Source organism: Solidesulfovibrio sp. DCME, from assembly GCF_049995385.1.
Classification (GTDB): Bacteria; Desulfobacterota; Desulfovibrionia; order Desulfovibrionales; family Desulfovibrionaceae; genus Solidesulfovibrio.
Window position 1 is genome coordinate 614,593 of the sequence record NZ_CP188261.1, and the last position, 26,066, is coordinate 640,658.

General features: G+C 66.2%; 14 protein-coding genes and 1 pseudogene. 4 read left to right on the top strand and 11 right to left on the bottom strand.

The window, feature by feature from the left end:
- Nucleotides 1–105 precede the first annotated feature (105 nt).
- The 3 genes and pseudogenes from ACP59X_RS02625 to ACP59X_RS02635 all read left to right on the top strand — a co-directional run.
- A pseudogene (locus ACP59X_RS02625) lies at nt 106–579 on the top strand (nitrogenase component 1); the annotation flags it as partial.
- Between the two features lie 77 nt (nt 580–656).
- A complete protein-coding gene (locus tag ACP59X_RS02630; protein WP_428564654.1) occupies nt 657–1,289 on the top strand; it encodes a nitrogenase component 1 in 633 nt (210 codons plus the stop codon).
- Between the two features lie 20 nt (nt 1,290–1,309).
- Nucleotides 1,310–1,783 carry a nitrogenase component 1 gene (locus ACP59X_RS02635; protein WP_428564657.1) on the top strand — a complete coding sequence of 158 codons (474 nt, stop codon included), beginning with the start codon at nt 1,310–1,312 and terminating at the stop codon, nt 1,781–1,783.
- 249 nt (nt 1,784–2,032) lie between these two features.
- On the opposite strand, the gene ACP59X_RS02640 is transcribed toward ACP59X_RS02635, so the two are convergent.
- Nucleotides 2,033–4,552, bottom strand: coding sequence for a C10 family peptidase (locus ACP59X_RS02640; RefSeq protein WP_428564660.1), 2,520 nt, complete (start codon nt 4,550–4,552; stop codon nt 2,033–2,035).
- Between the two features lie 702 nt (nt 4,553–5,254).
- On the opposite strand from ACP59X_RS02640, the gene ACP59X_RS02645 reads away from it, so the two are divergent.
- Nucleotides 5,255–8,224 carry a toll/interleukin-1 receptor domain-containing protein gene (locus tag ACP59X_RS02645; RefSeq protein WP_428564663.1) on the top strand — a complete coding sequence of 990 codons (2,970 nt, stop codon included), beginning with the start codon at nt 5,255–5,257 and terminating at the stop codon, nt 8,222–8,224.
- 155 nt (nt 8,225–8,379) lie between these two features.
- Here ACP59X_RS02645 and ACP59X_RS02650 read toward each other — a convergent pair whose 3' ends face one another.
- The 10 genes from ACP59X_RS02650 to ACP59X_RS02695 form a co-directional block, all read right to left on the bottom strand.
- Nucleotides 8,380–10,308, bottom strand: a complete 1,929-nt coding sequence (locus tag ACP59X_RS02650) for a hypothetical protein (protein ID WP_428564666.1) — start codon at nt 10,306–10,308, stop codon at nt 8,380–8,382.
- 58 nt (nt 10,309–10,366) lie between these two features.
- On the bottom strand, nt 10,367–12,079 hold the full coding sequence (locus ACP59X_RS02655) for a formylglycine-generating enzyme family protein (protein ID WP_428564669.1): 1,713 nt from the start codon (nt 12,077–12,079) through the stop codon (nt 10,367–10,369).
- Nucleotides 12,080–12,100: 21 nt separating this feature from the next.
- Nucleotides 12,101–13,321, bottom strand: coding sequence for an ABC transporter permease (locus ACP59X_RS02660; RefSeq protein WP_428564672.1), 1,221 nt, complete (start codon nt 13,319–13,321; stop codon nt 12,101–12,103).
- A gap of 7 nt (nt 13,322–13,328) precedes the next feature.
- On the bottom strand, nt 13,329–14,090 hold the full coding sequence (locus ACP59X_RS02665; RefSeq protein ID WP_428564675.1) for an ABC transporter ATP-binding protein: 762 nt from the start codon (nt 14,088–14,090) through the stop codon (nt 13,329–13,331).
- An 8-nt stretch (nt 14,091–14,098) separates the two neighbouring features.
- Complete coding sequence (locus tag ACP59X_RS02670; RefSeq protein WP_428564678.1) at nt 14,099–16,087, bottom strand: vWA domain-containing protein; 1,989 nt, start codon at nt 16,085–16,087, stop codon at nt 14,099–14,101.
- Nucleotides 16,088–16,215: 128 nt separating this feature from the next.
- Nucleotides 16,216–17,304: a hypothetical protein gene (locus ACP59X_RS02675; protein WP_428564681.1), complete on the bottom strand. Its 1,089-nt coding sequence runs from the start codon at nt 17,302–17,304 to the stop codon at nt 16,216–16,218.
- Nucleotides 17,301–19,976 carry a virulence factor SrfC family protein gene (locus ACP59X_RS02680; protein WP_428564684.1) on the bottom strand — a complete coding sequence of 892 codons (2,676 nt, stop codon included), beginning with the start codon at nt 19,974–19,976 and terminating at the stop codon, nt 17,301–17,303. The genes ACP59X_RS02675 and ACP59X_RS02680 overlap by 4 nt, the downstream gene beginning before the upstream one ends.
- 115 nt (nt 19,977–20,091) lie before the next feature.
- Nucleotides 20,092–23,166 carry a virulence factor SrfB gene (locus ACP59X_RS02685; protein WP_428564687.1) on the bottom strand — a complete coding sequence of 1,025 codons (3,075 nt, stop codon included), beginning with the start codon at nt 23,164–23,166 and terminating at the stop codon, nt 20,092–20,094.
- Nucleotides 23,167–23,236: 70 nt separating this feature from the next.
- Nucleotides 23,237–24,679 (bottom strand): hypothetical protein, encoded by a 1,443-nt coding sequence (locus ACP59X_RS02690; protein ID WP_428564690.1) that lies wholly within the window; start codon nt 24,677–24,679, stop codon nt 23,237–23,239.
- Between the two features lie 20 nt (nt 24,680–24,699).
- Entirely contained in the window at nt 24,700–25,956 is a 1,257-nt protein-coding gene (locus ACP59X_RS02695) for a hypothetical protein (RefSeq protein WP_428564693.1), read from the bottom strand.
- Nucleotides 25,957–26,066 lie beyond the last annotated feature (110 nt).

The window sequence follows — 26,066 nt, forward strand, 5'->3', positions numbered from 1 at the left end:
GGGGGCGGCATCCGGTGCGAGAAGGAAACCATCGCCGGCTCGATCAGCCAGCGGGCCTGCGTCTATTGCGGCGCGCGCGTCGTGCTCAACCCCATCACCGACGCGGTGCACCTGTTCCACGGCCCCATCGGCTGCGCCAGCTACACCTGGGACCTGCGCGGCAGCCTGACCAGCGGCTCGAGCCTTTTTCGCAACAGCTTTTCCACGGACCTGCGCGAAAAGGATGTCATCTTCGGCGGCGAAACGAAGCTGGCGGCGGCCATCGACGAAATCATCGCCCGGTATAAGCCGACGCCCCGGCTCATCTTCGTCTACGCCACCTGCGTGGTCGGCGTCATCGGCGACGACATCGAGGCGGTGTGCCGCAAAAAGGAAGCCCAGCACGGCCTGCGGGTCATCCCGGTCAAATCCAGCGGCTTCGTCGGGGCCAAGCCCAAGGGCTACAAGCTGGCCTGCGAGGCGCTGCTGGAACTCATGGGCGACGCGCCCCGCGCAAAGCGGCCCGGCGTGAACATCCTCGGGGACTACAACCACGGCGGCGAAATCTGGATCATCGAGGGCTACCTGCGCCGCATCGGCGTCGAGGTCATCGCCAGGGTCACCGGCGACGCCTCCTACGACCAACTCATGCAGGCCCCCAGCCCACGCTCAATATCGTGGAGTGCTCGGGCTCCATGGCGTACCTCAGCCAACAGATGGAAAAGCGCTTCGGCATCCCGGCCCTCAAGGTCCGCTTCATCGGCTTTAACGACATCAAGGCGTCGCTGGTCCAGATCGCCGACTCCATCGGCGGCCGGGAATACGTGGAGCGGGCCCTGGCCCTGGTTGCGGCCGAGGAGGCCCGGGTGGAGCCGATCATCGCCGCATACCGCCGGAAGCTTGCGGGCAAGACCGCCGCCGTGTGCGTGGGCGGGGCCTACAAGGCCATCGCCATGATCCGCCTGCTCAAGGAGTTCGGCGTGCGCCCCGTGCTCATCGGCACCCAGCACGGCAGCGCGGACGACTACAAGACCATCAACGACTTCTCCGTGGACGGCGCCGTCATCATCAACGACACCTCGCCCTCGGAAATCGAGAAATACGTCCGGGAGCGCCAGCCCGACCTGTTCGTGGGCAACGTCAAGGAACGCACCCTGGCGCTGAAAATGGGCATCCCCTTCGTGGATTTCAACCACGACCGCAAATACCCCCTGACCACCTACGAGGGCATGATCAACTTCATCCGCGAACTGGACCTGACCTCGAACAGCCCGGTCTGGAAGTGGGCCGCGACGGAGCTTTCGGCCTAGCCCCCTAAGGAAGACACCGCATGAAGAAACGCAACTTCGTCAACGTCAACATCAATCCGTGCAAGATGTGCATGGCCCACGTCAGCCCCGGGGACGTGCGCCACATCAAAGCCATGCTGCGCGCCTTCGGCCTTGACGCCGTCATCTTCCCGGACATCTCCAACACCTTCGACGCCCCCTTCTCCCGGGACTTCCAGCGCATCCCCAAGGGCGGCACGACCCAGGCCGACATCGCGGCCATGGCCGGGGCGCGGGCGACGCTGGAAATCGGCCTGACGGTCCCCGACCCGATATCCCCCGGAAAATTCCTCGAAGACCGGTTCGGCGTGCCGCTTTTGCGCTGCCCGATCCCCATCGGCCTGGCCAACACCGACACCTTCATGCGCACGCTGGCGCAACTGGCCGGCCGCCCGGTTCCGGCACGGTTCCCCGAAGCGCCCGATGCCGGCGACCCGGCGCAGCGGACGCCGGCGGCCCCCGGCTGCGCCCCCTGACGCGCCCCACCGGCGGCACCCCGCAAAAAAGGCCCGGACGGCGACGTCCGGGCCTTCTTCACCACGGCGTACCCCAAGGCCTCCCGGGTATGCGTCAGGCCCAGGCAGCGCGGCTGCCGCTCCATGGCCGCGGGCGACACGTGGTGCGGGATGGCCTGGGCACCGGCCACGGGCTGCCCGGCTTTGGCAGCAGTGGCTGGCGCACCGAGCGAGCCTGCGACTTCTGCGGCACAGCGGTCACAACAGCGGTCACGGCCTCGTTTCGTTGGGAGACAGCAGCAGCGGCAGCGCCGGCAGGAGAGCACCCCCCGAGGGCGTTGCGGCCAGACGTAGCGACAAAAGCACCGGCGTGTCGCATTGCGAACTCGGACAGGCGTCGCTGAGCTGCCCCCAGCCATTATCGCCAAAACCCCAGATGCGCCCGTCCGCACCCAGGGCCAGGACATGCATGCCGCCCACGGACAACGAGACGATCCCGGAAAGGCCCGCCACGCGTTGCGGCACCCCCGACCAGGACCAGTACCAGACCGTGCCGTCGCTTTTGAGCGCCGCCCCCATGTAATCGCCCGTGCCCGCCGCCTTCATTCCGGCCAGTCCGGCCATCCGCACCGGCGTCGCGCCCAGGCTGCTCCCCCAAACCCAAACCGTTCCGTCCTTGGCCAGGGCCAGGGAGCGGTTGCCGCTGGCCGCTATGGCCGCGATGGCCGGGAGCGTGGATACGGCCACGGGCGAAAGCCGTGTGGTCGTCGACCCGTCGCCAAGCTGCCCGAGGATGTTGCTGCCCCAAGCCCAAACCGTGCCGTCCGCCCGCAGCGCCAGGGCATGGTCGTCTCCGCTGGCCACCTGGGTGACGTCGTTAAGGCCCGCAATGGCGCGGAAAGTCGACCAGCGTGCGGTGGTCGTGCCGTCCCCCAACTGCCCGCTGCCATTGTCTCCGGCCCCGTAAACCAGCCCATCCGTTCCGACGAACAGGGCAAACCGGTAATGGCTGGTCAATCCCTTGATCGACGCCATGGCCGCCAGCGGCGTGGGTGAAACATACATCATCGCATTCCAGGCCAGGGATTTTCCGGAAACATAGCCCGCCCCGCCGTCGACGATGCCGCCACCGCATCCGTCGCCGGCCAGGGCCGTCCGGGGATAGAGCTCCCCGGGGTAATGGACGGGGACGGGGACGGCGCTGCTTGCCAACGTGCCGTCGCCGAACGCGCCGTCGTTATCGCCCCAGGCATAGACCCGGCCGTCGCCGTCCAGGGCCAGGCTGAACCGACGCCCGGCGGAGACCTGGGGCGTCACCGCCGGCTTGGGGTGCTTCACGCCGTCCTGGAAGTCGATGCCCCACAACGTGCTCGGGTTGGCACGCGACGAAACCCCGCAATACAGTTCCCGCTGGGCGAAGGAATAGCCGGATTTGGAGGCCGCCACGGACGAGAGGGCCCCAAGGGGGACGCCGACCAGGGCGTAGATACCCTTGGCGTTGGACACGGCCGTGGCGGTCACCAACCCGTCCGTGGTCGCCGCGACCACCGCCCCCCCGATCGGTGCGCCCGCTTTGTCGAGCACACGTCCGCTGATGATCTCCCCGGCCTTGTCGGGAAAAATGTCGTAGGTCACGTTGGAAATGGCCTGATACTCGCCGGAAGTGCCGATGACGGGCAGATTGTACCACAAGTCTTCCGCTCCGCCCCAGCCCATATTGATATGGTGGTACAGGGTGGCGGCATCGTAGCCGTACCCGTCGGCCACGACGGCATGGGACGAGGCGGTGCTCGTGATCCCGAGGATGGCCGGATAGCCGGCGTCCAGGTTGGCGCTGACGATCTCGATCATCCTGGCGGCACTGGTGGCTTCCCGGGCCGTGGCGTAGCCGAAGACCCCGGTGAACGCCTCCGGATCGGGATAGGCGCTTGAGCCCGTCGCGCAGTAGTTCATGTGCACGGAGAGGCCGATGTCGGCGGTCAGGGCGCTGATCGCCTCGCGTTGGGCCTGGGTCGTGGCCGCATCGGGACGCAGCACCATGTCGTCCCATTGGTATGGGCCACCCTGCCCGTCGCCGCCGCGCAGATTGCGCGTGTCCCATTCCCCGCACACGCGAATGCTCCAGGCGCCGGTACCGACTCCGGCCGTGGGGTGGCGATGGTAGCGCATCACCTGGGCCATGGCCGTTGCCGTGCAGCCGCAGTAGTAACGGTTCGGTGTAAAGAGGTTGTAGGTGTCCTTCCCATCCGGCCCGAAGCTCTGGTTCCAGGTGGACGCGACCAGGGGGGCCACCCGCACGTCGGAAAGGGAGTCCAGGCCGACGCTGCGCGTACCGCTGCCGGTTTTGAGGCGGACCCATTTGGCCTGGGCCGCCTGCTGGGTGGAATCACCGGACGCCCCGCGCCGGGCAGGATGGGCCCGCGCCCAGGCCACGCGGTGGGGGACATCGCCGCCGACCAAGGCCCCGAGGGGTGTTTCGGGCGAAGCGTCGTAGGCCCCCGTGGCAGAGAAGGCCAGGATCGGCTCGACCGCGTCATCCGCCGGCACCACCACGAATCCCGCCGGGGCGAGGGAAACCACGTAGTAGGCGGGACTGCCGTCGTCCCCGGCAAAGCTTGCCACGGCGGCGACGCCGTCGCCCAGGCGAACGCCCAAGGGCTGCGCCTCCAGGGCGAGCCAGCCGACGACGACCTCCCGGGCATCCGCCTGCCCCACGGGCTCGGCCCAAAGGCGGGCAGGCCAGCAAGCGATCCACAAACCGAACAGCATGAACAGAAGCACACGGCGCATGATCACTCCTTCTGCCTGCGCAAGGCATGGACGCACGCCCTCAAGCCCGTTGCGCGGTAGCGATGCTGTTTGCATCCGTCTTTGCTCTACGGAATAACCGGTTGCGGCGCAAGGGCAACAAGGCGGCCGGCGGTCGGTGTGTCGCGAAGAGGAATTACGACCTTTGCAATAGAGTAAAAATGATATGCAGGCGGAAGCATGTGCGCGCAGAGGTGTCATAATATCTTGCATGAGCCTTCAAGCTCAAGTCGGCGCAGCGATCCCAACAGTTCCGGGAAGACCGCCGTAGGCCGACCACCGTAGGCCGACCACCGTAGGCCGACCACAGGCAGCCGATTCCCGCGACCGTTGCTTGACGCTGTCCGGACAGGAACCGTTCCAATCCCCCGGGTGCCTGGAGACGGCAACGACAAGGCAGCCATGCACAGCATCTGCGGTGGCCAGATCAGGCTTCCGGGCAAGCCTCCGCGCGGTAACACACGAAGAACCCGGAAGTGCCATGGCAAGGATTGGGAAAAGGAAATTCGTGAAAACCATGGCGCTGTGGCCAGATGCATTGACGAGGCGCACGGTTGGTTCATAAAATGACAACCGACGCGACTGCGCCAAGGAATTGAGGCGGCTGCCGGCAGGATCTCCTTTGTTATCCGCCACAACCATTGCTGCGTACGCTCGTATTGATGTCTCATGTGGAGACTTTTTATGGACGACAGACGTTACGCGTATTATGCGTTTATCAGCTATAGCCACAAGGATGAACGCTGGGCCAAGTGGTTGCAGCGAAAACTCGAGAACTATCGTTTGCCGAGTGCCATCCGAAAAGAGTCGGATGGCCGTATCCCCAAGCATATACGACCTGTCTTTCGCGACAGAACGGATATCGGCGTCGGGCAGACCGTCCGGCAAAACCTGCGTCAGGAATTGGCCGATTCCCGCTACCTCATTGTCGTGTGTTCCCCCGACGGGGCCCAGTCGGATTTCGTGGACATGGAAATCCGCAATTTCCAGGAGATGGGTCGGGCCGACCGGATCATTCCCTTCATCGTCCGCGGAACGCCGGACCCCAAGGATGGGGCGAAGCAATGTTATCCGCCGTCCTTGCTGCAGGGCAAGGATACCATGCTCGGGGCCTCCCTCGAGGAACTGTCTCCCAACGAGGCCCTCGTCAAGGTCGTCGCCGCCATCCTCGGGTTGCGCTACGATCATCTTTGGCAACGGCACAAGCGGCGCGAGCGCCTGTGGCGCATTGGTGTCGCCGTTGCCGCCTGTTTGTTGTTGGTGGTGGGCTACGGTGCGGTTGACTATTATTTCGTTACGCATATCCGCTATTATGACGACTACGTCGACCGTTGGGGCGTACCTGAAGGCATTGCCCGGTTGACGCAGGAACAAGTGTCGCATCGCGCCATGAGTTGGCGTTTGGAAACCCTGCGGGGCAAGCCGAGGCGGTTAACCCGCGTCGATGCCTCCGGCAATGCGCGGCCAGTCGCGTATAACGACGAACAGGATCGGCCGGATGACCAGCGATTCTATTACGGGGAGAACGGCCGTATCGCCTATGTGGATGACTATTCCTCTACGAGCCAGTTTGTGAAACGGCGGGAGTATACCCAGAATCTTGAATATGTAAGATTTTATCTTGGGTCGGGATTGGAAACCAAAACCCTTGTCCGTACGAAAGTTGTTCTGGAAGGCGAAGGAGCTTTGTCGTACTCCAAAAAACAGAGTGAGATATCGGCGCTTCATTGTCAGTATGATTCATCGGGGTGTCTTACGCGAGTGGAGTACCGTAATTTGAGCGGAAGTGTCCGGCCTGATGCCAATGGTGTTTTTGGCCAGCGCTATCGCTACAACGCTGCGGGAAGAATCGAGAGCACGGTCAACCTCGATGGCAACAAGGAAGCACTTGCAGTTCGAGGTGTCGTGGAAAAGCGCTTTCGCTATACAGCCGAGGGATATCAATCGAGAATTGAGTATTTGGATGCAAGAGGCGAGCTTGTTCTGAGTCCAGAACGTGTGGCAGTGATTGCTTTTGAGGTGGATGTCTGGGGAAATAGAGTGCAGACTACCTTTTTTGACAAAGATGGTAATCGATGTCTTCATAAAGATGGCTATGCGCAGTTGATAAGAGAGAACGATGAGAAAGGGAATGCGACAAAATTGACTTATCTCGACGCGGAAGGAAAGCGTTGTTACTCAATGCATAAAGTGTCTTCTGTGAAATTGAGTTATGACGGAAATGGCAGGCTGTCCAGGGCTGCGTATTTTGACAAGAATGACCAGCCGTGCTATAATATAGCCGGATGCGCCATGACGGAAAAGGACTATGATGCGCATGGGAATACGGTTTATGAGGCTTGTCATGGTGTAGATGGAAAGCCGTGTGTGAGTGCGGAAGGCTTTTTTCTTATGAAATTCTCCTATGATGCCTCTGGAAATCTGATCACGAAATCATATTTCGGTGTGAACGGTACGCCATGTATGGTTGGTGACGGCTATTCTATCGAGGAGCATGCCTATGATCAAAAAGGAGACAGGATACGGGTGGCGTATTTTGATCAAGCCGGGCAGCCGTGTGTGATCAAAAAGAAATACAGCGTCCTTCTGCAGGACTATGATGGTCAAGGGAAAGTGATTAAGGAAACAAGCTTGGGCGTGGATGGTAAGCCATGCCCTTCCGAGGAAGGCGTTGCAACTTGCGAGACGCGTTATGATATGAATGGGAATGAGGTTGAGCAGAAATATTACGATGCAAATGGCGACCCATGCCTCCGGGAAGGTCGTTTTGCGACGATACAGATGCGGTATGATAAGAATGGAAATCGGATCGAGGAGTCGTATTTGGGTCTTGACGGTCGCCTTCGTGAACGAGGTGATGGAATAGCCGTTTTGCAGCGTGCCTATGATAAATTTGGAAATGTCAAATCAATCACCATGTATGATGCACAACTGCAGCCGAGCCAATTGAATAATGGTGTAATGTACCTCGATATTGCATATGATACGCGCGGGAACATGGTTAAAATCTCTTGTTTTGACCGTGATCGCCGTCTTCGCGCACTCCCTGCTGGCTATGCCATCATAAAGAAAAAGTTTGACGCGCGTGGGAATATGACAAATATTTCTTATTTCGGGCCAGATGGCCAGCCTTGTTATGCAAATACGGGATTCTCATCGCAGGAATGGACCTACGACGCGCGCGGCAACAAGATCAAGGAAGCCTATTTCGATACTGCCGGCAACCCCTGCCTGAGCCAGGCGGGTATAGCCGGCTGGATCGACGAGTACGACATGCGCGACAACAAGATCAGCCACAAGACAAATGGCCTGGCTGATGGCCAAAAGGCTGGTGTGAGAATGGTCCGCGTCGGCAATGTCATCGATCTGGGACAAGCTGCGCTCAATGGAATACAAAAAGATGATTTTCTTTTTGAATATTGTTTCTGGCGCTGGGAAAGCGACAAGGAACTCAACCGTCTCCAAGGAGCCATCGACAGCTGCCGTACCTACAGGAAACGCATCTTGACTGTCAGCCCCACGGGGCAGGTCCATGCCTTCGACGCCGACGTCGGTGTCGTCGGCATGGAGTTACAGTATGTGGTGGTCACCGATGCCCAGGCCGCCGGCCTGCGGGCCGCCTACGACCGGTACACCAAGGCCCGGGACAATTGACGCCCGCTTTTGTTTGGCGCCGTCCCGGGGCTGCGGCAGCCGCTCCGGAGACGGCTCCCCCTGTACGCCGCTGCCCCGCGTTTGCCCTGCCGCTCCGGAATCCGGCTCCGTAAAAAATCCGGTACGGCCGCACGGGCCCGTGCCGGGCGCCCACTTCACCACGGCCGCAGGGCCTTGCCCTTGACCAGCCCATGCCAGCCCGAAACCTCGCTGGTCATGGTGGCGGCCAGCTTTTCGGACAGCTTGGCCAGTTTGTTGCGCGTCAGGCCGGTCAGGGCCTCGAGGGCATGGCGACGGTCCGCGAGGGTGTCGCGGGCCTTGGCGTACTGGGCGCCGAGGGCGACGTATTCGCCCTGGGCACGGATGGCGAAGGCCATGGAGGCCAGGGAAGGAATGACCAGGGCGATCACGTTGAGGGCCGTGCGCACGTTGCTGCCCTTGTAGCCGAGTACGAGGGCCGTGTCGCCCTTGACCCACCAAAAGACCAGGCAACGCAAGGCAATAAAGCCCAGGCCGACGATGAAGCACCATATCCCGAAGGCGTTGAGGCGACGGGCGATGACGGCATAGCGCTTCCTGCGGTCTTTGTAGAAAGCCATCTGTTCCCGGAGCACGTCGGCATCGAGCTTGCTGCGGTACGCTTCGAGCAACGGCGGCTCCATCCTGGCCCAGGCCAGGCCGGCCTGGCGCGCGACGTTGCGCAGGTGCCAGCCGGTCCAGCTCTTGCGGATGCAGGCGGCGTCGAGGCCCTCCTGGGCAAAGGCCGGCACGCAGCCCAGGACGAACAGGAAGCGCAGGTGGCGAAACTGCTCGGCCAGAGAGCGGTAATCCAGAAAGCGCTGGTGCCAGTTGCTCCGGGTGTTGAGCCGCACCAGCATCAGGATGGCCGCGAAGGCGAGGACTTCGACGCCAAAGCCGAGGGCTTCGAGCCGCTCGACATAGAAACCGAAAAACACCCCGACCATGACCACGGCCATCAGCAGGTGGCGCAGGAAGCCCATGGCCCGGTAGCGCGCGCCGTATTGAACGGCCAGGACATCGGCCCACCGGTAATGTTCGGCCACGAGCGCTTCGGCAGCCCGGGCTTCGGGGCGGCCCAGGCCCAGGGCGTCGCACCAGCCGTGGGCTGCGGCAGCCGACGGCCCGTCGGGGCGGGCAGTTCTGCTGCCGCACAGGCCCGGAAGGCCCGCCCGCAAGGCGGCCAGCCGGCCCCGCCAGCCGGCCCGCACCGCCGCGTCCGGTTCCCGGCGCCGGTTGCAGGTGCGGGCCAGCGCCCGTTCGAACCAGACCGGGAAATGCTCCAACACGGACGGCCGCGGCCGGGCCTCGGCGAAATACTGGGCCGGGGAGGTGCTTGCGGACACGCCGCCGGTGAACCAATCCTTCAGGCGGTCCTTCCAGTTTTGGGGCCCCTTGTCCGGGGTCGGCGGAGGCGGCAGGACCAGCCGTCGCAGGCAGTGCCCCAGGGCCTCCCGCCAGTCGCCGCACTCGCAGGCCCCGTGGAAACGGATGGCGGTCGGGTCCGTGGGGTCGACGACGAGGACCGGGAGGCCGCGTTCCGCGGCCACGCTGACGATCTGCCCCGTGCCGCCGCGCCCCTTGGCCATGGTCCCGTCCCAGACGGCGAGGAGCAGGTCGCTTTGTTCGAGCACGACCCGGCCCACGGCCAGGTACGGTTCCTCCTCGGGCGCGCGGCTGCCGTCGAGTTCCAGGACGGCCGAGGCCTGTTTGAGCAGGCCTTCAAAGGCCTCCCGCGACGCTGCATCGGCGAAATCCCTTGCGTAGTCTTCCTGGAAAAAGGGCAGCGGCGCCTGGAGGTCGTACCCCTGGGCCAGGGCCTGTTGGGCGATGATCCGATCGGCGCCCTCGGCCAACGGCGAAACGCACCGCACGACGGGCCTGTCGCTGGGGAACAGCCCTCGGGGCGCGGCGGCCAGCGCCTCGCCGACCTGGCGCCGGACGGTCGCCAGGACCTCGGCTACGGCCTGGGAGATGCCCGCAATGCGTTCGGGGGGCAGGTGCCGGTGGCCCGTGGCGCCGATGGCGCAAACAAAGGCCGCGAGGGGGGGATGGGCATGTTTCATGGCGATACGGGCCGTTCCTTGGCTTGTGGTGGAGTGTCGCGAAGCGTCCCGGGGCGCCTCAGGGCAGCTTGAGCCCTTCCCGCAGGGACGGGTTGAGGGTGTCGACGAGGATTTTGTTTTTCGACAACACGCCTTGGCCGCTGGTGCGTACGGCGTCCAGGTGGGCGCTCAGTATGCCGATATTCTTGGACATGTTTTTGGCGAACGCGGAGTCGGCGCTTTTGTATTCCCCTTCGACCACGGCCAGTTTGTTTTTGTACAAGGCCTGGTTGTATTTGACGATCTCGTCGGTTTTGAGCTTGTAGTAGCTGATGATGGAGGACATGGCCTCGAGGAAGGATTTGGCCAGGGATTCGTATTGCGAGACGCTGTCCTTCTCGAATGTATACATTTCACTTTTTTGTTTGCCCTCGGCCTGCATTTTTTCAAGGTTCTTGGCTGCCTCGTTTTTGCTGCGCAGGGCGAAGGCATGCCTGACGGCGTAGCTGCGCAGGGCCTCGATGGTATAGGCGGCCGTCCGGATGAGGCTCTCCACCGTTTCGCTGTCCTTTTTTTCCAGCCGGATCTGGTTGTCCTTGATGACGTCGCGCAGTTTGCCGAGGTTGGCCTTGAGCGTCGGGTCGCTGGTGCGTTCGAGCAGTCTCTCGATTTCCTTGAGGGGATTTTCGCCCGTGATGACGGGGCTGTCGCCCTGGCCCAGGCGCTGCCATTCCCGGAGCAGTTCCTGCCGGCGGGTGCCGTCAGGAGTGTCGATGCCGGAGAGGACCAGGCGCAGGCCGAGGTCGCGGGCGTGCATGCCGCCGCTGGTGGTGAAAAAGGGCTCCTCTTCCCGTCGGCCAGGCTTGATCTCGGCAGCGCCGGTGGCAAAACTCCCGCCTTTGCGCAGGAAGCCGCCGGCCGAGCCGTGCAGTTGCCCGCCCACGGAAAAACGGAAGGTCTCGAACACCATTTCGGCCGCGTTGCCCGACGTGTCGTACAGGAGCAGGGGATTGGGGCGCAGCAGCCCGATGGGCTGGGGGGTGTCCAGCATGCGGCTGCCTTCGGACCGGAAGGCGGCGTAATCGGCCAGGCTGGTCCCGGATTCCAGAGGGAAGAAATCCTCCTGCAGCAGGTTTTCCGCCGGCACGCGCGACCCGCCCCGGGCGGCGTATTCCCATTCCGCCTCGGTGGGAAGCCGCAGGTAGCCGACATTTTTGGCGTCGTTGCGGAAATGGGGCAAGGCGTCGGGGGCGTTTTGCAGCAGCCATTCCGTGTAGCGCCGTGAGAAATCCACGGCGTCGAACCAGGTCATATCGGTCTTGGGCCGGGCCTCGGCCTCGCCGACGTCCTCGCTGGGGCAGGCCCCGTCCATGACGGCGCGCCACTGCCGGACCGTCACTTCGTATTTGCCGATGAAGTAGTAGTTGCTGCGCACTTCCGAAGCCTTGTCCAGGCTGGGCCCCCAGGCCTGGGGCACGTCCTCCTTGGTGAAGGGGCCGGAAATGGCCGCGGCGAAGCGCCGTTCGTAATAATCCATGCCTGTGCGTTCGCAGTCGTCGCAGCCCAGGGCGATCTTGCGGTCCCACAGGAGCCCCTGGGCCGGGATGGCCACCGGGCGCAGGGCCATCTGCAAACCGCACGGCATGGGCAAAAGGATGTCGTCGGGCGCGGGATGGGGGTTCCAGGCGCTTTCCGGCGTGACCTTGGCCTTGGTCTGGAGGGCGGCGGCCAAACCGCCGGTCGGCAGGGCGAGGACAAGGGACAGGGATACGAGCAGCAGGTGCGTCAGCATGGCATCCTCCGCAGCAAGGGGTTACAATTCCCGCAGCACCGCCGAGGGGTCGATGCGCGCCGCCCGCAGCGAGGCCTGGATGGAGGAAAGCAGGGACAGGGCCAGGACGATGCCGCAGGCCACGGCGAGATGGCCGGCGGGCAGGCGGCAGACGGCTTGGCCGGCCAGACTGTCGGCAAACAGCCGGTCGATGAGCGCGGCGATGGCCGCGTACATGCCCCAGGCCAGAAGCGAACCCAGGCCCGCGGTCAGCAGCGACTGGACGATGGGGAAGATGCGGATGGCCAAGCCGGAAAAGCCCAGCAGGCGGAGCATGGCCAGGTGCTTGTCCTTGCGCCGCACGGCGGCCAGGACGTTGCTGGTCGAGGAAGCGACGAACCCCGCCCCGGCGCTGACGGCGATGCAGGCGAAAAGGAGGGTGAGGGATTTGTCCAGGGTCCGTACGACCTCGATTTCCCGGGCTTTGGTGATGACCTCCACGCCTTGGCCGACGAAAAAATCGCGCAACCCGGAAACGCTCGCCAGGTCACGGGCGTAGAGCCGGAAGCCGGCGTAGCGACGCGGCGCCTCCGACGGCGGCTCGCCCGCGAAGCCCCGACGCGGCACGGCCAGGCCGTCGCGGTAGCTTTCGGCATCCTCGAGCAGAGGCAGCGGCACGAAGACCACGTCGCGGCCTTCGGCCTCCAGGGGCAGCACCGCCGTGACGGTCAGGGGCATGGTCACGGATTCCAGCCCGCCGGCGGGCCGCCGACGTCCCAGGCGGCCCTCGATCCGGTCCCCTGCGCCCACGCCGAGCTTGCGCGCCGCCGAGGCCGACAGTACGGCCTGCTCTTCGGAAGGGGGCGCCGCGCCGTAGCGCACCAGCAGCGGATCGCCCGGAGCCGTGGGCTCCATGTCCGCCGGCACGCGGCGCACGCCGTCCGCAGTCTGGTATTCCAGCGGCAGGACGGCCGCGATGTCACGGGTACGGGGGATGACGAAGGCCACGTCGGGCCGGTTGCCCAGGGCCTCGATCCACTCCAGGGCGTAGCCGCCCCGGCTGCCCTCGGGCAGGACGGTCAGGATGGCCGGGTCGCGCCGCAGGCGTTCCTGAAGCGCCCCGATCACGCCGGCACGCACGCCGGCCAAAAGCAGCAGCGGCGCCAGGATGCTGGCCAGGGACAGCACGGCGCACAGGCTCATGAGGCGGTCGTGGAGGAAATCCCGCACGGCCAGTCCGGCCGCGATGACGAGGTCGCGCATGGCCGCCTCAATCCGTCAGCACGGCCGTGACGCCGTCTTCGCCTTGCCGCGCGGCGCGCATGCGGTATTCCCGCAGGCAGGCCGAACGGACGATGTCCGGGGAATGGGTGACGAGCACCAGGGTGACGGCATAGGTTTCCACGGCGTCCATGAGCATGTCGAGCACCACGCCGGCATGGCCGGGGTCCAGGGAGGCGGTGGGCTCGTCGGCCAGGAGCACGGCCGGCCGGCCGGCCAGGGCGCGGCCGATGGCCACGCGCTGCCGTTCGCCGATGGACAGCGCCGACGGCATGGCGCGCAGTTTGTGCTCGATGCCGAGCGTTCGGGCGATGTCGCGGACATGGCCGTCGCGCCCGGGCAGGTCGAGGACCTTGGCCGAGAGCTCCATGTTTTCCCGCACGGTCAAAAAGGGCAGCAGGCCGCCGGTCTGGAGCACATAGCCCATGTGGCGCAGGCGCAACCCGGCCAGGCGGTCCCGTCGGCCGTCGCGCCAGCAGGCGGCCACATCCTGCCCCGGCGCGCCGGGCGGGGCGAATTGGAACCGGCCGGCCGTGTCGGGGCGCAGCACCATGCCGAGCAGGTCGAGGGCGGTGCTCTTGCCGCAGCCGCTTTCCCCGGTCACGGCGATTTTCTCGCCGGCCTGGATGTCGAGCCGGGGAATCGACAGGCTGTAGCGCGACCCGGCGTTGCGCGTGAGGCGCAGGTCGCGAATGGAAAGCAACGGCCGTGTGCCGCCCGCGTCGTCGGCCCAAAGGATGGCATCCTCCATGAACGCACCTATGGCAGGGCCTTGAGCGGCACGCGGTAGACCCAGTCGCCGGGGTTGGGGGAACCGAAGCTCTCCCAGTTGGCCCGGTCCTTGTCGTATTCGTCGTAGCGCGCGACGCGCGAGCGCAGGCGGTCGATGAACTGGGTCTGCTCGCCCACGCTCTTGTTGTACCAGTCCGCTTCGGTCAGCGTCAGGATCTCGCTTTTGTAGGGCAGCCCCTCCAGGTATTCGCCGAGCACGCCCGTCTGGGCCAGGTTGAGCCCCGGCGCGCTGCTGAATTTCGACGGGTCGCGGCTGAGCTGGGCCGCGGCCGAGACGATATTCTGGAAAAACCCGGCCGAGCCCTCGCGCTGGGATACCGTGGCCTCGTCGAGGACGATTTTCAGGCGTTTGGACAGGTCGCTGAGCTGGTTCTTGGTCAAAAGCACCGCCGGAATGGCGGCCAGGGGCGGGTTGGGCCGGCCCTTGGCCAGGGCGGTCAGGTCGGTGTCGGATATCCAGGCGCTCACCACGCCCGGGGCCTGGTTTTGCCGCCTGGTGCCCAGGAAATCCAGCTGCATGGCGTAGCCGCTGATTTCGGCCAGCTGCTTGGCCCGCTCCTCGGGGCTGGCCGCCGCCGGCTGATCCTTGGGCTTGGGCAGCATCTTGCCCTCGGCCGTGGCCGTCACCAGCCCCAGATAGCCCTGGGCCAGGGCGCGGCCCACGCGGTCGAACTGGGCGGCGCCATCCTTGGGCGTGGGCGCCTCGATGCCGACGTAGCTGACCGTGCCGTCGGCCATGCGGGCCAGTTCCTTGTAGGACTTCTCGGCGTAGCCATGGTCCTTTTTGCCGCTCGGCGACTTCACGTGCAGGGCCGTCAGCCAGATGCCGTTGGCGCGCAGGTAGTCGGCGATCTCCCGCGGGTCCATCCGGGTCGAGGAATAGCGGTCCGAACCGGCGATGGGGCCGGCGTCGGTGACCAGCAGCATGACGCGGGAGCCGTAGTCCTTCCAGGACAGGCTGTCCACGGCCGCCTTCACGCCGGCCATGGAGTCCTCGTCGAAGGAATGGCTCGAGGCCGTGGCCTCGCGCACCACGGCCAGCGCGTCCTCCAGGCCCTTGCGGTCCGAGACGGTGCGGAAATCGCTGACGACCCGGCTCGTGTATTCCAGGCCTGGGGTGGCGGACGTGCTGTTGCGAAAGACCACCACGGCAAAGCTGACCTTGTCCTTGTGGGGGCTTTTCTCCAGCTCGTTGTAGATGGTGCGGATAACGGCCAGGGACTGCTCGATGTAGGGGTGCATGGAGATGGTGGTGTCGATGACGAAGGCGATGGCCGTCTTGAGCTCCTGGGGGGCGGCGTTCTTGGGCCGCAGCGCCCCGCCCCCGGCGGCTTTGGCCGCGCCGGGGTCGATGGAGGCCACTTCGATGAGCTGGGTGCCGGTGAACTGGGTGTCCATGTTGAGCACCGGCATGAGGTAGAAGCGGTTGTGGGAAACCGCCCCCTGGGCGTCCGAGGGCTCGGCCGCGATGACCGGCAGGTCTCCCGGCGCCGCCTGGCCTTGCTGGGCGGCTTCGATGGCGCCGAGGTACGCCTTGATCTTGGTTTCCAGGTCGTCCTGGCCGCAGGTGGCGATCAGGGTGTCGTGGTCCTTGAAAAACAGCACCGGGTCGCGGTTGCCCCGCTCGGTGAAAAGCATGGTGATGGCCTGGGGCCAGGGCGTGGCCGCCCCGGCGTCGATCCAGCCGTCCGCGGCGTTGGTGGCCGCGCCCACCTCCAGGCGATTGTCCTTCTTGCCGTAGATATAAAGGACGGTGAAGGTCTTGAGGCCGTCCTTGACGACCTTGGCCTCGGGGCCGGGCCCGTCGTAGAGCTTGGCCCCGGGGTGGCTGACCAGGCGCTGGAAAAGGGAGTGCTTGCCTTCCTGGAGCAGCGGCTGCCGGCCTTGGGCCAGGGCGTTGCCGGCCAGGGCGAGCAGGACGGCGCCAGCGAGCAGGGTTCGCACGAATGGGGTCATGAGGGCCTCCTTGGGCGGCGCGGCACCGAGTGTTGCGTCCCGTAAAAAGTACGATAGTATTCTTAAAAAAGTAATTATTTTATAATGTTGTTGCCATATACGTACATATTCTTTTCACGGATGCGACACTAGGGTTTGCCGTCGAGCAGTTCGCGGGCCTTGGCGTCGCCGGCCTCGGCCTGCCGGCGCAGCCAGTCATCCAGGCCGTCCAGGCGGGCGGCGGCCTCGGCCGCGCCGGCCGCCTTGGCCTTGGCGTACCACCGGCGGGCCTGTTCGGCATCCTTGCGGATGCTCCCGGCCGGGGCCTCGTCCGTGGGGTCGTAGAACCGGGCCAGGGGCACCATGGCCTTGGCCTGGCCGGCTTCGGCGGCCGCGCCGAGCAGCAGGAAGGCGGCGTCGCGCCCGTCGGGCGTCTCCGGCATGGCCCCGCTGAGGTCCAGTGCCTTGTCCCCGCCGCACTTGGCCCGCAGGCAGGCCCGGGCCTGCTGCATGGGCGTGAGCGGGGCCTCGGGCTGGGCCGGATCCCCGGTGGCTTGCTCCTTGTCCGGGGCCGGCTTGCTTTCGTTTGCCGCGCTGGCGGGCTCGGCCGGCGGCGGGACGGCGGAGGACGGAGCCGTCCTGCCGCCCAGGAACCACCACCAGCCGGCGGCGATAAGGACCAGGGCCGCCAGGGCCGCCGCCGCCTTGGGCCACCAGGGCCGCGGCGGCGCGACCGGCGGCATCTCGAATTCCGGCAGCAGCCCGGCCACGACAGACGATTGACCGGAAAAGGCGTCGGCCGGCGGGCTTGCCGGCGGTTCTTCCGGAGGGAGGGGCGGTTGCTTGGGCGGCGGCGGGGGCGTCTCGGGCATGGCGTCGGAGAGCCGGCCGCCGCCGCGCATGGGCGAGTAGACGACCTCCTGGAGCGAAAGGTGGCAGGACTGGCGGGCGTCGCCCGGGCCGATGAGGCTGATGCGGTAGGTCTCCAGCTCGTCGAGCTGGTCCACGGTCTCGTGGCCCACGTACAGCAGCAGGGCCTCGCCCACGACCGTGGCCCAAGCCGGTTCCAGGGGGCTTTCCGCGTCTTGCCAGCCGCCGGGGATCAGGCACTGCCGGTCGCTCGAGCGCCGCACCGAAAACCGCCAGCCGTCCTGGGGCGGGGCGAGCTGGAGGTCCGTGAGGCGCAAGATGCCGTACCCGGGGCCTTTTTCCGTATCGTTTTCGTAGACGGCTTTCATCGCGCCCCCTCCACCTGCGGCGCAATGGCGGTGATGATTTCGCCGAGCAGCCGGTTTTGTTCCACGTCGATGGTGATGCCGCCTTCGAAGTCGACATTGGCCAGGATGCAGGCGACCAGGGCCATGAGCCAGTCCCGGTACCACTGGCGTTCCAGGACGCCCATTTCCTCGCTCAGTTTCGGAAAGCCCTCCACGGCCGCCGGCGGATCGAAGACGGTCACCCGCCGGCCGCCCACGGCCACGCTGCGCTTTTGCGCGTCGTTGCGCCGGGGGTCGTAGCCCAGCCAGTCCACGAAGGCGTTGATGCAGCCGGCGGCCAGGGAGGCCTGCTTCCAGATCACGCGTTCCATGTCGATGTCGGCATAGGCCGCGGCCTTGCGCATGGCGGTTTCCATTTCCCCGCGCAGGTTCAGGCGTGCCGCGCCGAGGATGAGTTCGCCCACGAAATCGCCGAACTGTTTCTGGGGCAGGCCGAAATAGCGCTGCAGCTTGGGGTCGTCGGAAACCTCGCGCAACCGGTTGCACCAGAAGGCCTCGATGCGCGCGGCAAACGCCGCCGCCTCGTCGCGGGGGGGGGCCGGGGGCGGGGCGTTCCCGTCCGGGGCCGGGGCATCCCCAGCCGGGGCCGGGGCGTCGCCGAAGATGTCGGCCAGCAGGTCCACGGCGTCCACGGTGACGCCGACCACGGAGGCCGGGGAAGCGGTTGTTTCGCTCGAAGCGGCGGCCTGTTCCATTTCCCGGCGGGCTTCGTAGTACATGGCGTGCAGGTCGTGGTCCTTGACGCACAGCCAGCACAGGAATTCGCCGAAGCGCTGGCCCTGGATCAGGGTGGCGAAGATGCGGGCCAAATGCTGGCTGAGGGCCATCTGCTGCTGGCGTTTTTCCTCGCGGTTGTCGCTTTTCCAGAAGGCCTTGAGGCGGGTGAGGAGGATTTCCTTGCGTTCGAGCAGCGACGTCTCGATCTGCTGGCGCTTGAGCTGCGGGTTGCAGGCCGGCCGCAGCCGCTCGCGCAGCAGGCGGATCCCGCCGTCGTTTAACTGCATGAGCGCATTCCAGGACTCCGCCGGGTCCTGGAAATGTTCCTTGACGGCCGGGCTTTGCAGGAAGGCTTCCCGCAGCTCGGCCACGAAGGCTTCCTTCTCCGGGCGCACCCCGGACTCGCGCTTGTCCGGGCCGTAGTTGAGGACGGCGTCGAAGCGGTAGTTGGGGTTTCGCAGCAAGAAGAGGTTGTTGAACTTGTGCCTGCCGTCCCAGTCGTTGGGCCATTCGTACTGCTTGCCAAAAAAATCGAGCAGGGAGGCCTGGAGCCGGATGTCCCAACGGTATTTCACCTGGGACTGGCCGGCCTTTTCCTCGAACTCCATGTCCGATTTGGTGAGCACGAAGTACAGGGAGACCGCCTTGTCCTTGCGATGCTCAGGCGTCTTGCCGTGGGTGGAGACGATCCATTCGTTGATGACGCCGGGCAGGTCCTGGACCTCCTGGTTGCTCGGGCCGATGCACAGCAGCATGCTGGTCAGTTCCCGCTCGGCGCAGTAGCGCTGGAAGAGGTAGGCCACCTTGCCGCGCAGGAAGAACTCCTTGAGCATGCCCGGGCCTTGCAGTTCGCGGCGGATGTCGAAGATCTTGTAGCGCGAGCGGTAGCCCGGAAAGTCCAGCAGGTCCGTGTGGTCGAAATAGTCGTCGGGCTTTTCCCGCATGACGATGGTCAGTTCCGTGGTCAGGGCCGTGACGACCGCCCGGGGCAGCACGGCCTGGGCGCCGGCGGCCGTGGCCACGGCGATGGCGTCGCCGCCGTCGCCGTCCTCGCCGAGCCCGGCCAGCATGGCCACGTCGATGATGCTCTTGTCCCGGGGGATGAGGGCGTCGAGGGGGCAGTAGGCGGTGTCGGGATGGCCCAGCCGTTCCAGGGCGCCGGCCAGGATGCCAAGCGCCTTGTCAAAGGGCTCGATGCGGTCCCACAGCAGGCTGTAGAGCCGCAAGCGGTCCGCAAGTCCCAGGCGCGGCCCGAGGCTCAGGGTCCGGGGCCAGAAGCTGCGCCCCAGTTCCTGGACCCGGGGCTTGGCCTTGAAATTCTTGTCGAGGTATTCCTTGAGCTCCTCGAAATCGTCCAGGGTCGCCCGACCCTGGACGTCCGGAGCCGTTTTTTCCAGGCTGTCGAGGAGTTCGGTGATGGCCTTGGCGTCGGGCTCGTCCTGGTGCTCGCAGTCGGCGTAGTAGGTGTTGGCGAAAATCTTGACCAGGTCCATTTCGGAAAGCAGCCGGACCTGGACCGGAAAGCCGGGCGGCAGGGACGTCGGCCGGGTCATGGTGAAGCGGGTCACCAGGCCGGTGGATTCCTTGCCGCCTTCGGGGTTGATCTCCCCGACGAAATCGTGCTGGTCCTCGCCGAACATGGCCATGAGGCGGCCGTCGGCGTTGCGGGCCAGGGCCGAGATCAGGTAGGACTTGCCGGCCTGGCTCGGGCCGAAGACCCCCACGCACATCTTGCGGGTGGCGGCCGTGCGGCAGCGGCGAAAGAACCGGCCGCTGCGGCGCAGTTCGGCCAAAAGCCCGTCGCGCTCGCCGCGCACCAGGCCCTCGTTGTCCCGGACCCAGTCGGCGGCCTGCCGGACGGCGTCATCGAGTTGCTGGCAACGGTCGGCCAGCTTGGCGTTGCGGTCTGCTTCCATGCGTTGCTCCCGGTAGCCTCGTGTCGTGCCCCCGAAAAAAAGTTGTCCGCAGGGGCGCTTGTCCGGAAAAATGGTTTCCTTGCCGTGAAGAGGGTACCCTGTCCGGGAGGCCGGCCTAGACGGCGTGGTAGACGATGCCGGTGTCGAGCCAGTAGCCTTCGTCCAGGGGCAGGGTCTGCAGCCGCACCTCCACGTCGCGCCGGCTGATGCCCGCCCCGGCCTTGTCGGCGATTTCGCTGATGACCAGCTCGCCCTCGTCGCGCTGGGCGTCCTCGGCCTCCTCCAGCTCGGCCAGCCGGTAGTCGAGGCGCAGGGTATAGGGCAGTTTGCCGGAGGCCTTGCGCCGTGCATCCTCGTTGGCGAAGTCGATCATGTAAAAGCGTGTGGTGGTCCAGCGCTCCACGTCGAGCTGGCGAAAGCCCACGGTCAAGGGCCCGGCGAACATGACCTCGCGGGAAAGCTCCTGTTCCTTGGCGTCGGCCACGTCCACGGAAAACCAGACCTTGTCCTTTTTGAGCTGCCCGGTCTGCATCTCCATCTCGCCGATGAACCGGGCGGTGGAGCGCAGGGTGAGGCTGGCCGTCTCGAAGGAAAACCCCTCCAGGTGCCCCTCGGCCAGGGCGCACAGGATGGCCCCCACCACCACCGTGGTCTTGGGGTCGGTGATGTTGCCGAAGGGGTCGGCGAAGGGGTACCACGGCCCCACCCGATAGGCGCACATGGGGCAGATGCGCGACGGCGGGGTGGGCAGCTTGGCGCAGATGGCGGCGATGATCGCCGGCCAGCGGCTGGGCCGGCCGGTGAGCAGCAGCATGTCGCAGTCGTAGGCCTGGATGACCTCGCACAGGTTGGCCAGGGGCCGGCCGACGGATTCCCGGATGGTGCGGTCGATGCCGGCCGGGTCGAAGCGCACGGGCGTGTCCATGAGCGAAAAGCCGCTGCCGGGCCGCAGTTGGGCCACGCCCCGTTCCACATAGTCGATGACCGAGCGGTTGGGCCAGGGCGCCCGCGTGTCGGCGCGGCGGTCGTCGGCCGAGGGGGGCGGCGCTTCCCCGGGGGCGGGCGGGCGGCGGAAAAAGGCGCTCAAGAGACGGACGTTGCCGCCGGCCCCCACCAGCAGGTCGGCCTCCTCGTAGGCGGCCAGCAGGGCCAGGGCCACCGGCACCGCCACCTGGCGCACGAAAAGCGCCCGCTGGTTGCGTTCCTGCTGGGACTTGTCCATGCCCTCGCGGCCGAACAGCCTGGCCAGCACGGCCTTGCCCTCGCGCAGGTCGCCGCCGGCGGCGGCGTCGCCGATGGCCGGCAGGACGTGGGAAATGACGATGTCGCGCAGGATGTCGTCGCCGGCGATGCTGAAGCCGTCGCGAAACTCGATGCGCGGCCGGATGCGCGTGGACGAACCCGTGTCGCTGTCCAGCACGAAGGTGGTGACGGAAAGGTCCGTGGTGCCGCCGCCGATATCGATGGTGGCCACCCGCAGCGACGCCCGCGGCCCGGCCTCGGGCCGGTGCTTGCCCATGAGCCCAAACAGGTGGTGGGCGTCGCCGTGGAATTTCCGGGTCAGTTCGTTAAAGAGGTAGACCAGCTGGGTGCAGGTGGCCTCGTCCCAATCGCAACGCACCAGCGGGCTTTGGCGGTAATCGGCCTGGGCGGGCGGGCGTTTTTGGCGGGGGTCGATGGAGAAGTCCTGCCAGCCCAGGGCGTCCCAGAGCACGCGCACGGCCCAGGTGACCCAGCGCCGGTAGATGCGCTGCTCGGCCACGGGCATGCCCGACGGCACGGTAAAAATCACCCGGCGAAGCCGGCGGGGTACGTTGGGCAGGTCGCGCCGGGCGCGCTGGGCCGGGGAGTTGATGGTCATCAGCGCATGGGTGAGGATCTCCACCAGCATGAACATCATGAGCGAGGAGCGGGTAAAAAAGGATTCGAAGGCCACCTCCATGTCCTGGGCGCGCAGGATGGGGTTGCGCTTGAAGGCCGGGTCGTCCTGGCACAGGAGCGGCGTGCCCTCGCGGTTGACGCGCCTGGGCAACAGGCCGCTGGTGACCATGGGTTCGGGGCCGCCGCCGGTGTTGGTGCGCCAGCTTTGCTGCCAGGCCCGCTCGTCCCAGAGGTAGCGCTTGGGGCTCGACATGCCCGTGGTGCCTTCGGCGCACACGGCATGGGTGGATTCCCGGCAGGCCTCGGGGCCGACCCGGACCGGGGACGGCCAGACAAAGGCCGGGCTGCGCCGGCCCGAACGCCGCGACAGCACGTTGTTGCCGAAGCCGGCCTCCAGGAATTCCACCCGGGTCTCGAAGGGGTCGACGTAGACCGACTGCGGGTCGCTGAGGTCGCGCAGTTGCAGCAGGTAGCTGTCGTTGAGGTTGGTGATGCGCTGGGGCAGGGTCTCGACCAGGATGCCGCTGGTGCGGGAGTTGCCGATGTCCAGGATGAAGTCCACGTCCACGGGGTTGTCCCGCCGCGGGTTGATGACCTGCACGGCCAGGTCGTCCATGGCCTCGCGCACCACCTCCAGGATGGTCAAATAGCCGGCCAGGTATTCCAGGACGTAATCCGACTCCAGGTTTTTCTTGCGGGTTTTTTCCTGTTGCCGGGTCCAGACGTCGAAAATCCATTCGTCCACCCAGGCGGCGTTGCAAAACCAGGCGTTGTCCCGGACGTGCCAGGCCAGGCGGAAGGTGGCGTGGGCCTCGACGTCGCGGGGCGAAAGGGCGAAATAGTGCTCGCCTTGTTCGGGCGGCGTTTCCACGCCCATGTCGAAGACCACGACCAGGCGCAGGGTGTCCGGGGCGTCGTGGCTGCGCATGAGGCGGCAACGGGCCCAGTTGGCCGGGCCCAGGTCGAAGCGTTCGTGGCCGTCGGGCCATTTCTGTTCCCGGGTGCGCAGGACCGGGATGGGCAGCCACTGGTCCAGCCAGGCCTCCACGGCCTTGCGGGCCTTGACCTCGTAGTCGTAATCGCAGGCCCGGCCGGTGGTCATGTCCACGAAGCAGCCGTCCTCGTCCTGGGCCAGGCAGAAAAGGACATTGCGGTGCCGCCCTTGCTGCTCGCCGTCCTGGCGTTGCTCCTCGCGGAAAAACCGGCTGCGTTTGTCCAGCCGGGACAAGTCCAGGGCGAAATCGAGGTATTGCAGGCAGCCGCCGGGAATGAGGCTGACCGGCGACTTGTAGGTCGGCATTTCTTTCATGAATTCCTCTCGGTACGGCACAATCTGCAATCAACGGGCACGTGTTGCCCGGTCAACGACAAAGAGGTGGTTATTCCTTGACGATTTCGAAATTGGTTTTGCCTATTTTTCTGCTGCCGTTGTATTCCGTGCCGGTACAACGGGTATCGTCGCCGCATCCCTGGCACACGATGGGCGCGTCCGTCCCCATGCGCCCATCGCTGCAATAAATTTTGTCGAAGGAGAAGGTCAGGCCTTCGCCCCTCCAACTGGCGCGCGTGGCGCCGGTACATTTGCTGCCGTTTCGGGAATACGTCTCCAGGCGCTTGCCCACGCCGGCCGTGTCGAAGCACAGCCGGATGGTCACATCGGTCCTGTCCTGCAGATGCACCTGCCCGCGCCAGCAGCCGGCCAGGAAATCCAGGGTGTGCTTCTGGCAGGCCTCCTCGGGGATCTTGATGCGCTCCCCGGATTTGGCCGCGGCCGCCTTGGCGGGCGGGGCCTGCTTGTCGGGCGGCTTTTCCGCCTTGGCGCGGCCGTCCTTGTCGGGTTGCAGCTTGGCTTGCGGCTTGCCGGGCTTGGCCGGGTCGGTTTTGGGGGGCTCCTGGGCCGGTTTCTTGCCCGTCTCGGGCTTGGTGTCGGTTTTGGGCAAGAAGTCGCCCGGCGTCATGACCCGGGCCGGGGCGACCACCCGGCCGCCCGGGGGAACGACCACGACATTGCCGGCCGCATCGATGACCTTGCCGCCCTGGGGCAGGGTCACTTCCTGGCCGGGGGGCACCGCCACGTCGTGGCCTGCGGCGTCGACCACCCTGGCGTTGGGCCCAAGCGGTATGGGCTCGCCCGAGGGGACGGCCGTGGGCAGGCCCTTTCCCGGCGCCAGGCCGTCCTTGCCGGCACCCGGCACCAGGGGCGTCGCCAGGCCGTCCTTGCCGGCACCCGGCGCCAGGCCCGATCCGGGGGCGACCGGCGCCACGGGCACCACGGCCTGGGGCGTGACGAGCACCTTGGCGTTCTGGTCGCCGCCTTTGCCCGTGACGGTGACGTTGGGGGAGGCGTCCTTGCCCTTGTCGGCCGGCGGCGTACCGGGCCTGGCCGCGTCGGGCACGGCCTGGCCATCCTTGAACCGGCCCGGGACCAGCGTCGTCCGGCCGTCCTTGGGGTCGCCGGGAACCAGCGGTGCCGCCCGGCCGTCCTTGAGCCCGCCCGGGGTGACCGACAGGCCGCGCCCGTCCGGTGTTCCGGCCGCGCCGCCCTCGGGCACGGCCACGCCGCCGCCGACAACGCCGACCGCCGGGGACGTGACCACGACCGTGGCATCCTGATTGCCGCCCGAGCCGGTGACCGTCACCGTGGCCGGCGCGCCGGGCGGCCGGGTGTCGCCCGGGGGGGTGGGGGCCGCCTGGTCGGGGCTCCTGTTCTGCAGGGGTTCCGGGGCCTGGCCGCACAGCCCCGGCCCCGCCGTCAGCGCCCAGGTCACGGCCAGGGCGGCAATCGCCGGCCAGGCGCCGCGCCTTCGCCAATGGTTTCGCATCTCCGCCTCCCGGGCCAGGTTCAGAACTTGTAGAACTTGGCCTTCCAGTTGCTTTTCGAGGTGACATTGACGCCCTCGCAGGTCGTCTGGGCGCCCTTGCCCACGCACACCACCCGTTGGCCGTCGATGGGGCTGCCGGTGGAACAGGGAATGGTCGCATCGGATTCCATGCGCAGGGCACCGGCCCCGTCCATGGCGGCATTGACGCCGGCCGTGCAGATCTTGCGCGTGGTCTTGACCGTGATCTGGCCCTTGCCGGCCGTGTCGAAGAGGTATTCCACGATGACGGGGTCCTGGGGGGTGGACAGGTCCGCGTCGCAGCGCCACACGCCCTGCAGGAAACTCAAGTCGCCGCTTTGGCCGGCACTGGCCGGCACCTGCAATTCCTTGCCGGGCGCGGCCTGGGCGCTTGGCCCGGGTTGCGGGCATTGGCCGGCCTTTTCGATGAGGCCGGCCTGGAGGCCGTCGCGCTCCCGGCGCAACGCGTCGCGGCGGGCCAGGGCCGCCTCGAGGCCGCCGGGGACCTCCGCATCACCGGGCACGGCCAGGGAGGCCGTCGGCCGGTCGAACGCCAGGAAGGGAAACCAGCTGCGCGGCAATATGCCATACTTCCACAGGAAAAAGAGCAGCAAGCCCAGCAGCAACAGGCCGAGCAAGGCCGGCAGGCAGCCCAACCGCCGCCGGGCCGGGGCAGGCTCCAGCACCGGGATGGCCTCTTCGGCCGGCGGTGTCGCCACGGCCGGGACCGCCGGCGGCGCGGGCTCGGAGACGGGTTTGGCCGCGGCGGCCGGGGCAGCCATGGGGGCCAGGCGGGAAAGGTCCTGGGGCATGGCCCCGGCCGTAGCCGGCGCAAAACCCCAGCAGACGATGACCGGCTGCTCGCCGACGAGGTAGATGCAGTCCTCGCCGGGGTATTGCAGGGCCAGTTCGATGATGCTGCCGGAAAGGACCCGGTTGTTGTCCCCGGTGTTTTTGAGCTGCCGGGCCTGGGTCTGGATGTCGGCCGCCATCTTGAGCAGCGTGCCCCGGACTTGGGATTGCCGGTCCTCGGGCAGGTCGATCAGCCGGATGGGCGTACCCTGGACGGGCGTGTACCAGTCCACGATGTCCCGGCCGGGGTCGAAGGCCGGCTCGGCGAACAGCAGCACGTGGGAATCGCCCAGGCGGCTGCGCAGGATGGTGACGATCTGGTGATGGCAATCCGTGGCCAGAATGCCCTGGTAGGCCAGGGGTTGCATGCTCCCGCGTGGGGTCGAAGCGATCAGCGTCCCGTTCATGGTCGAGCATCCCTTGATCTGTCGCGGCTCGTGTTGCGTCCCTTGAAATATACGAGCGTATCTTTTTAGAAAAAATAAGTTATGCTTGGATGTTGTACTTCAATAAGCCC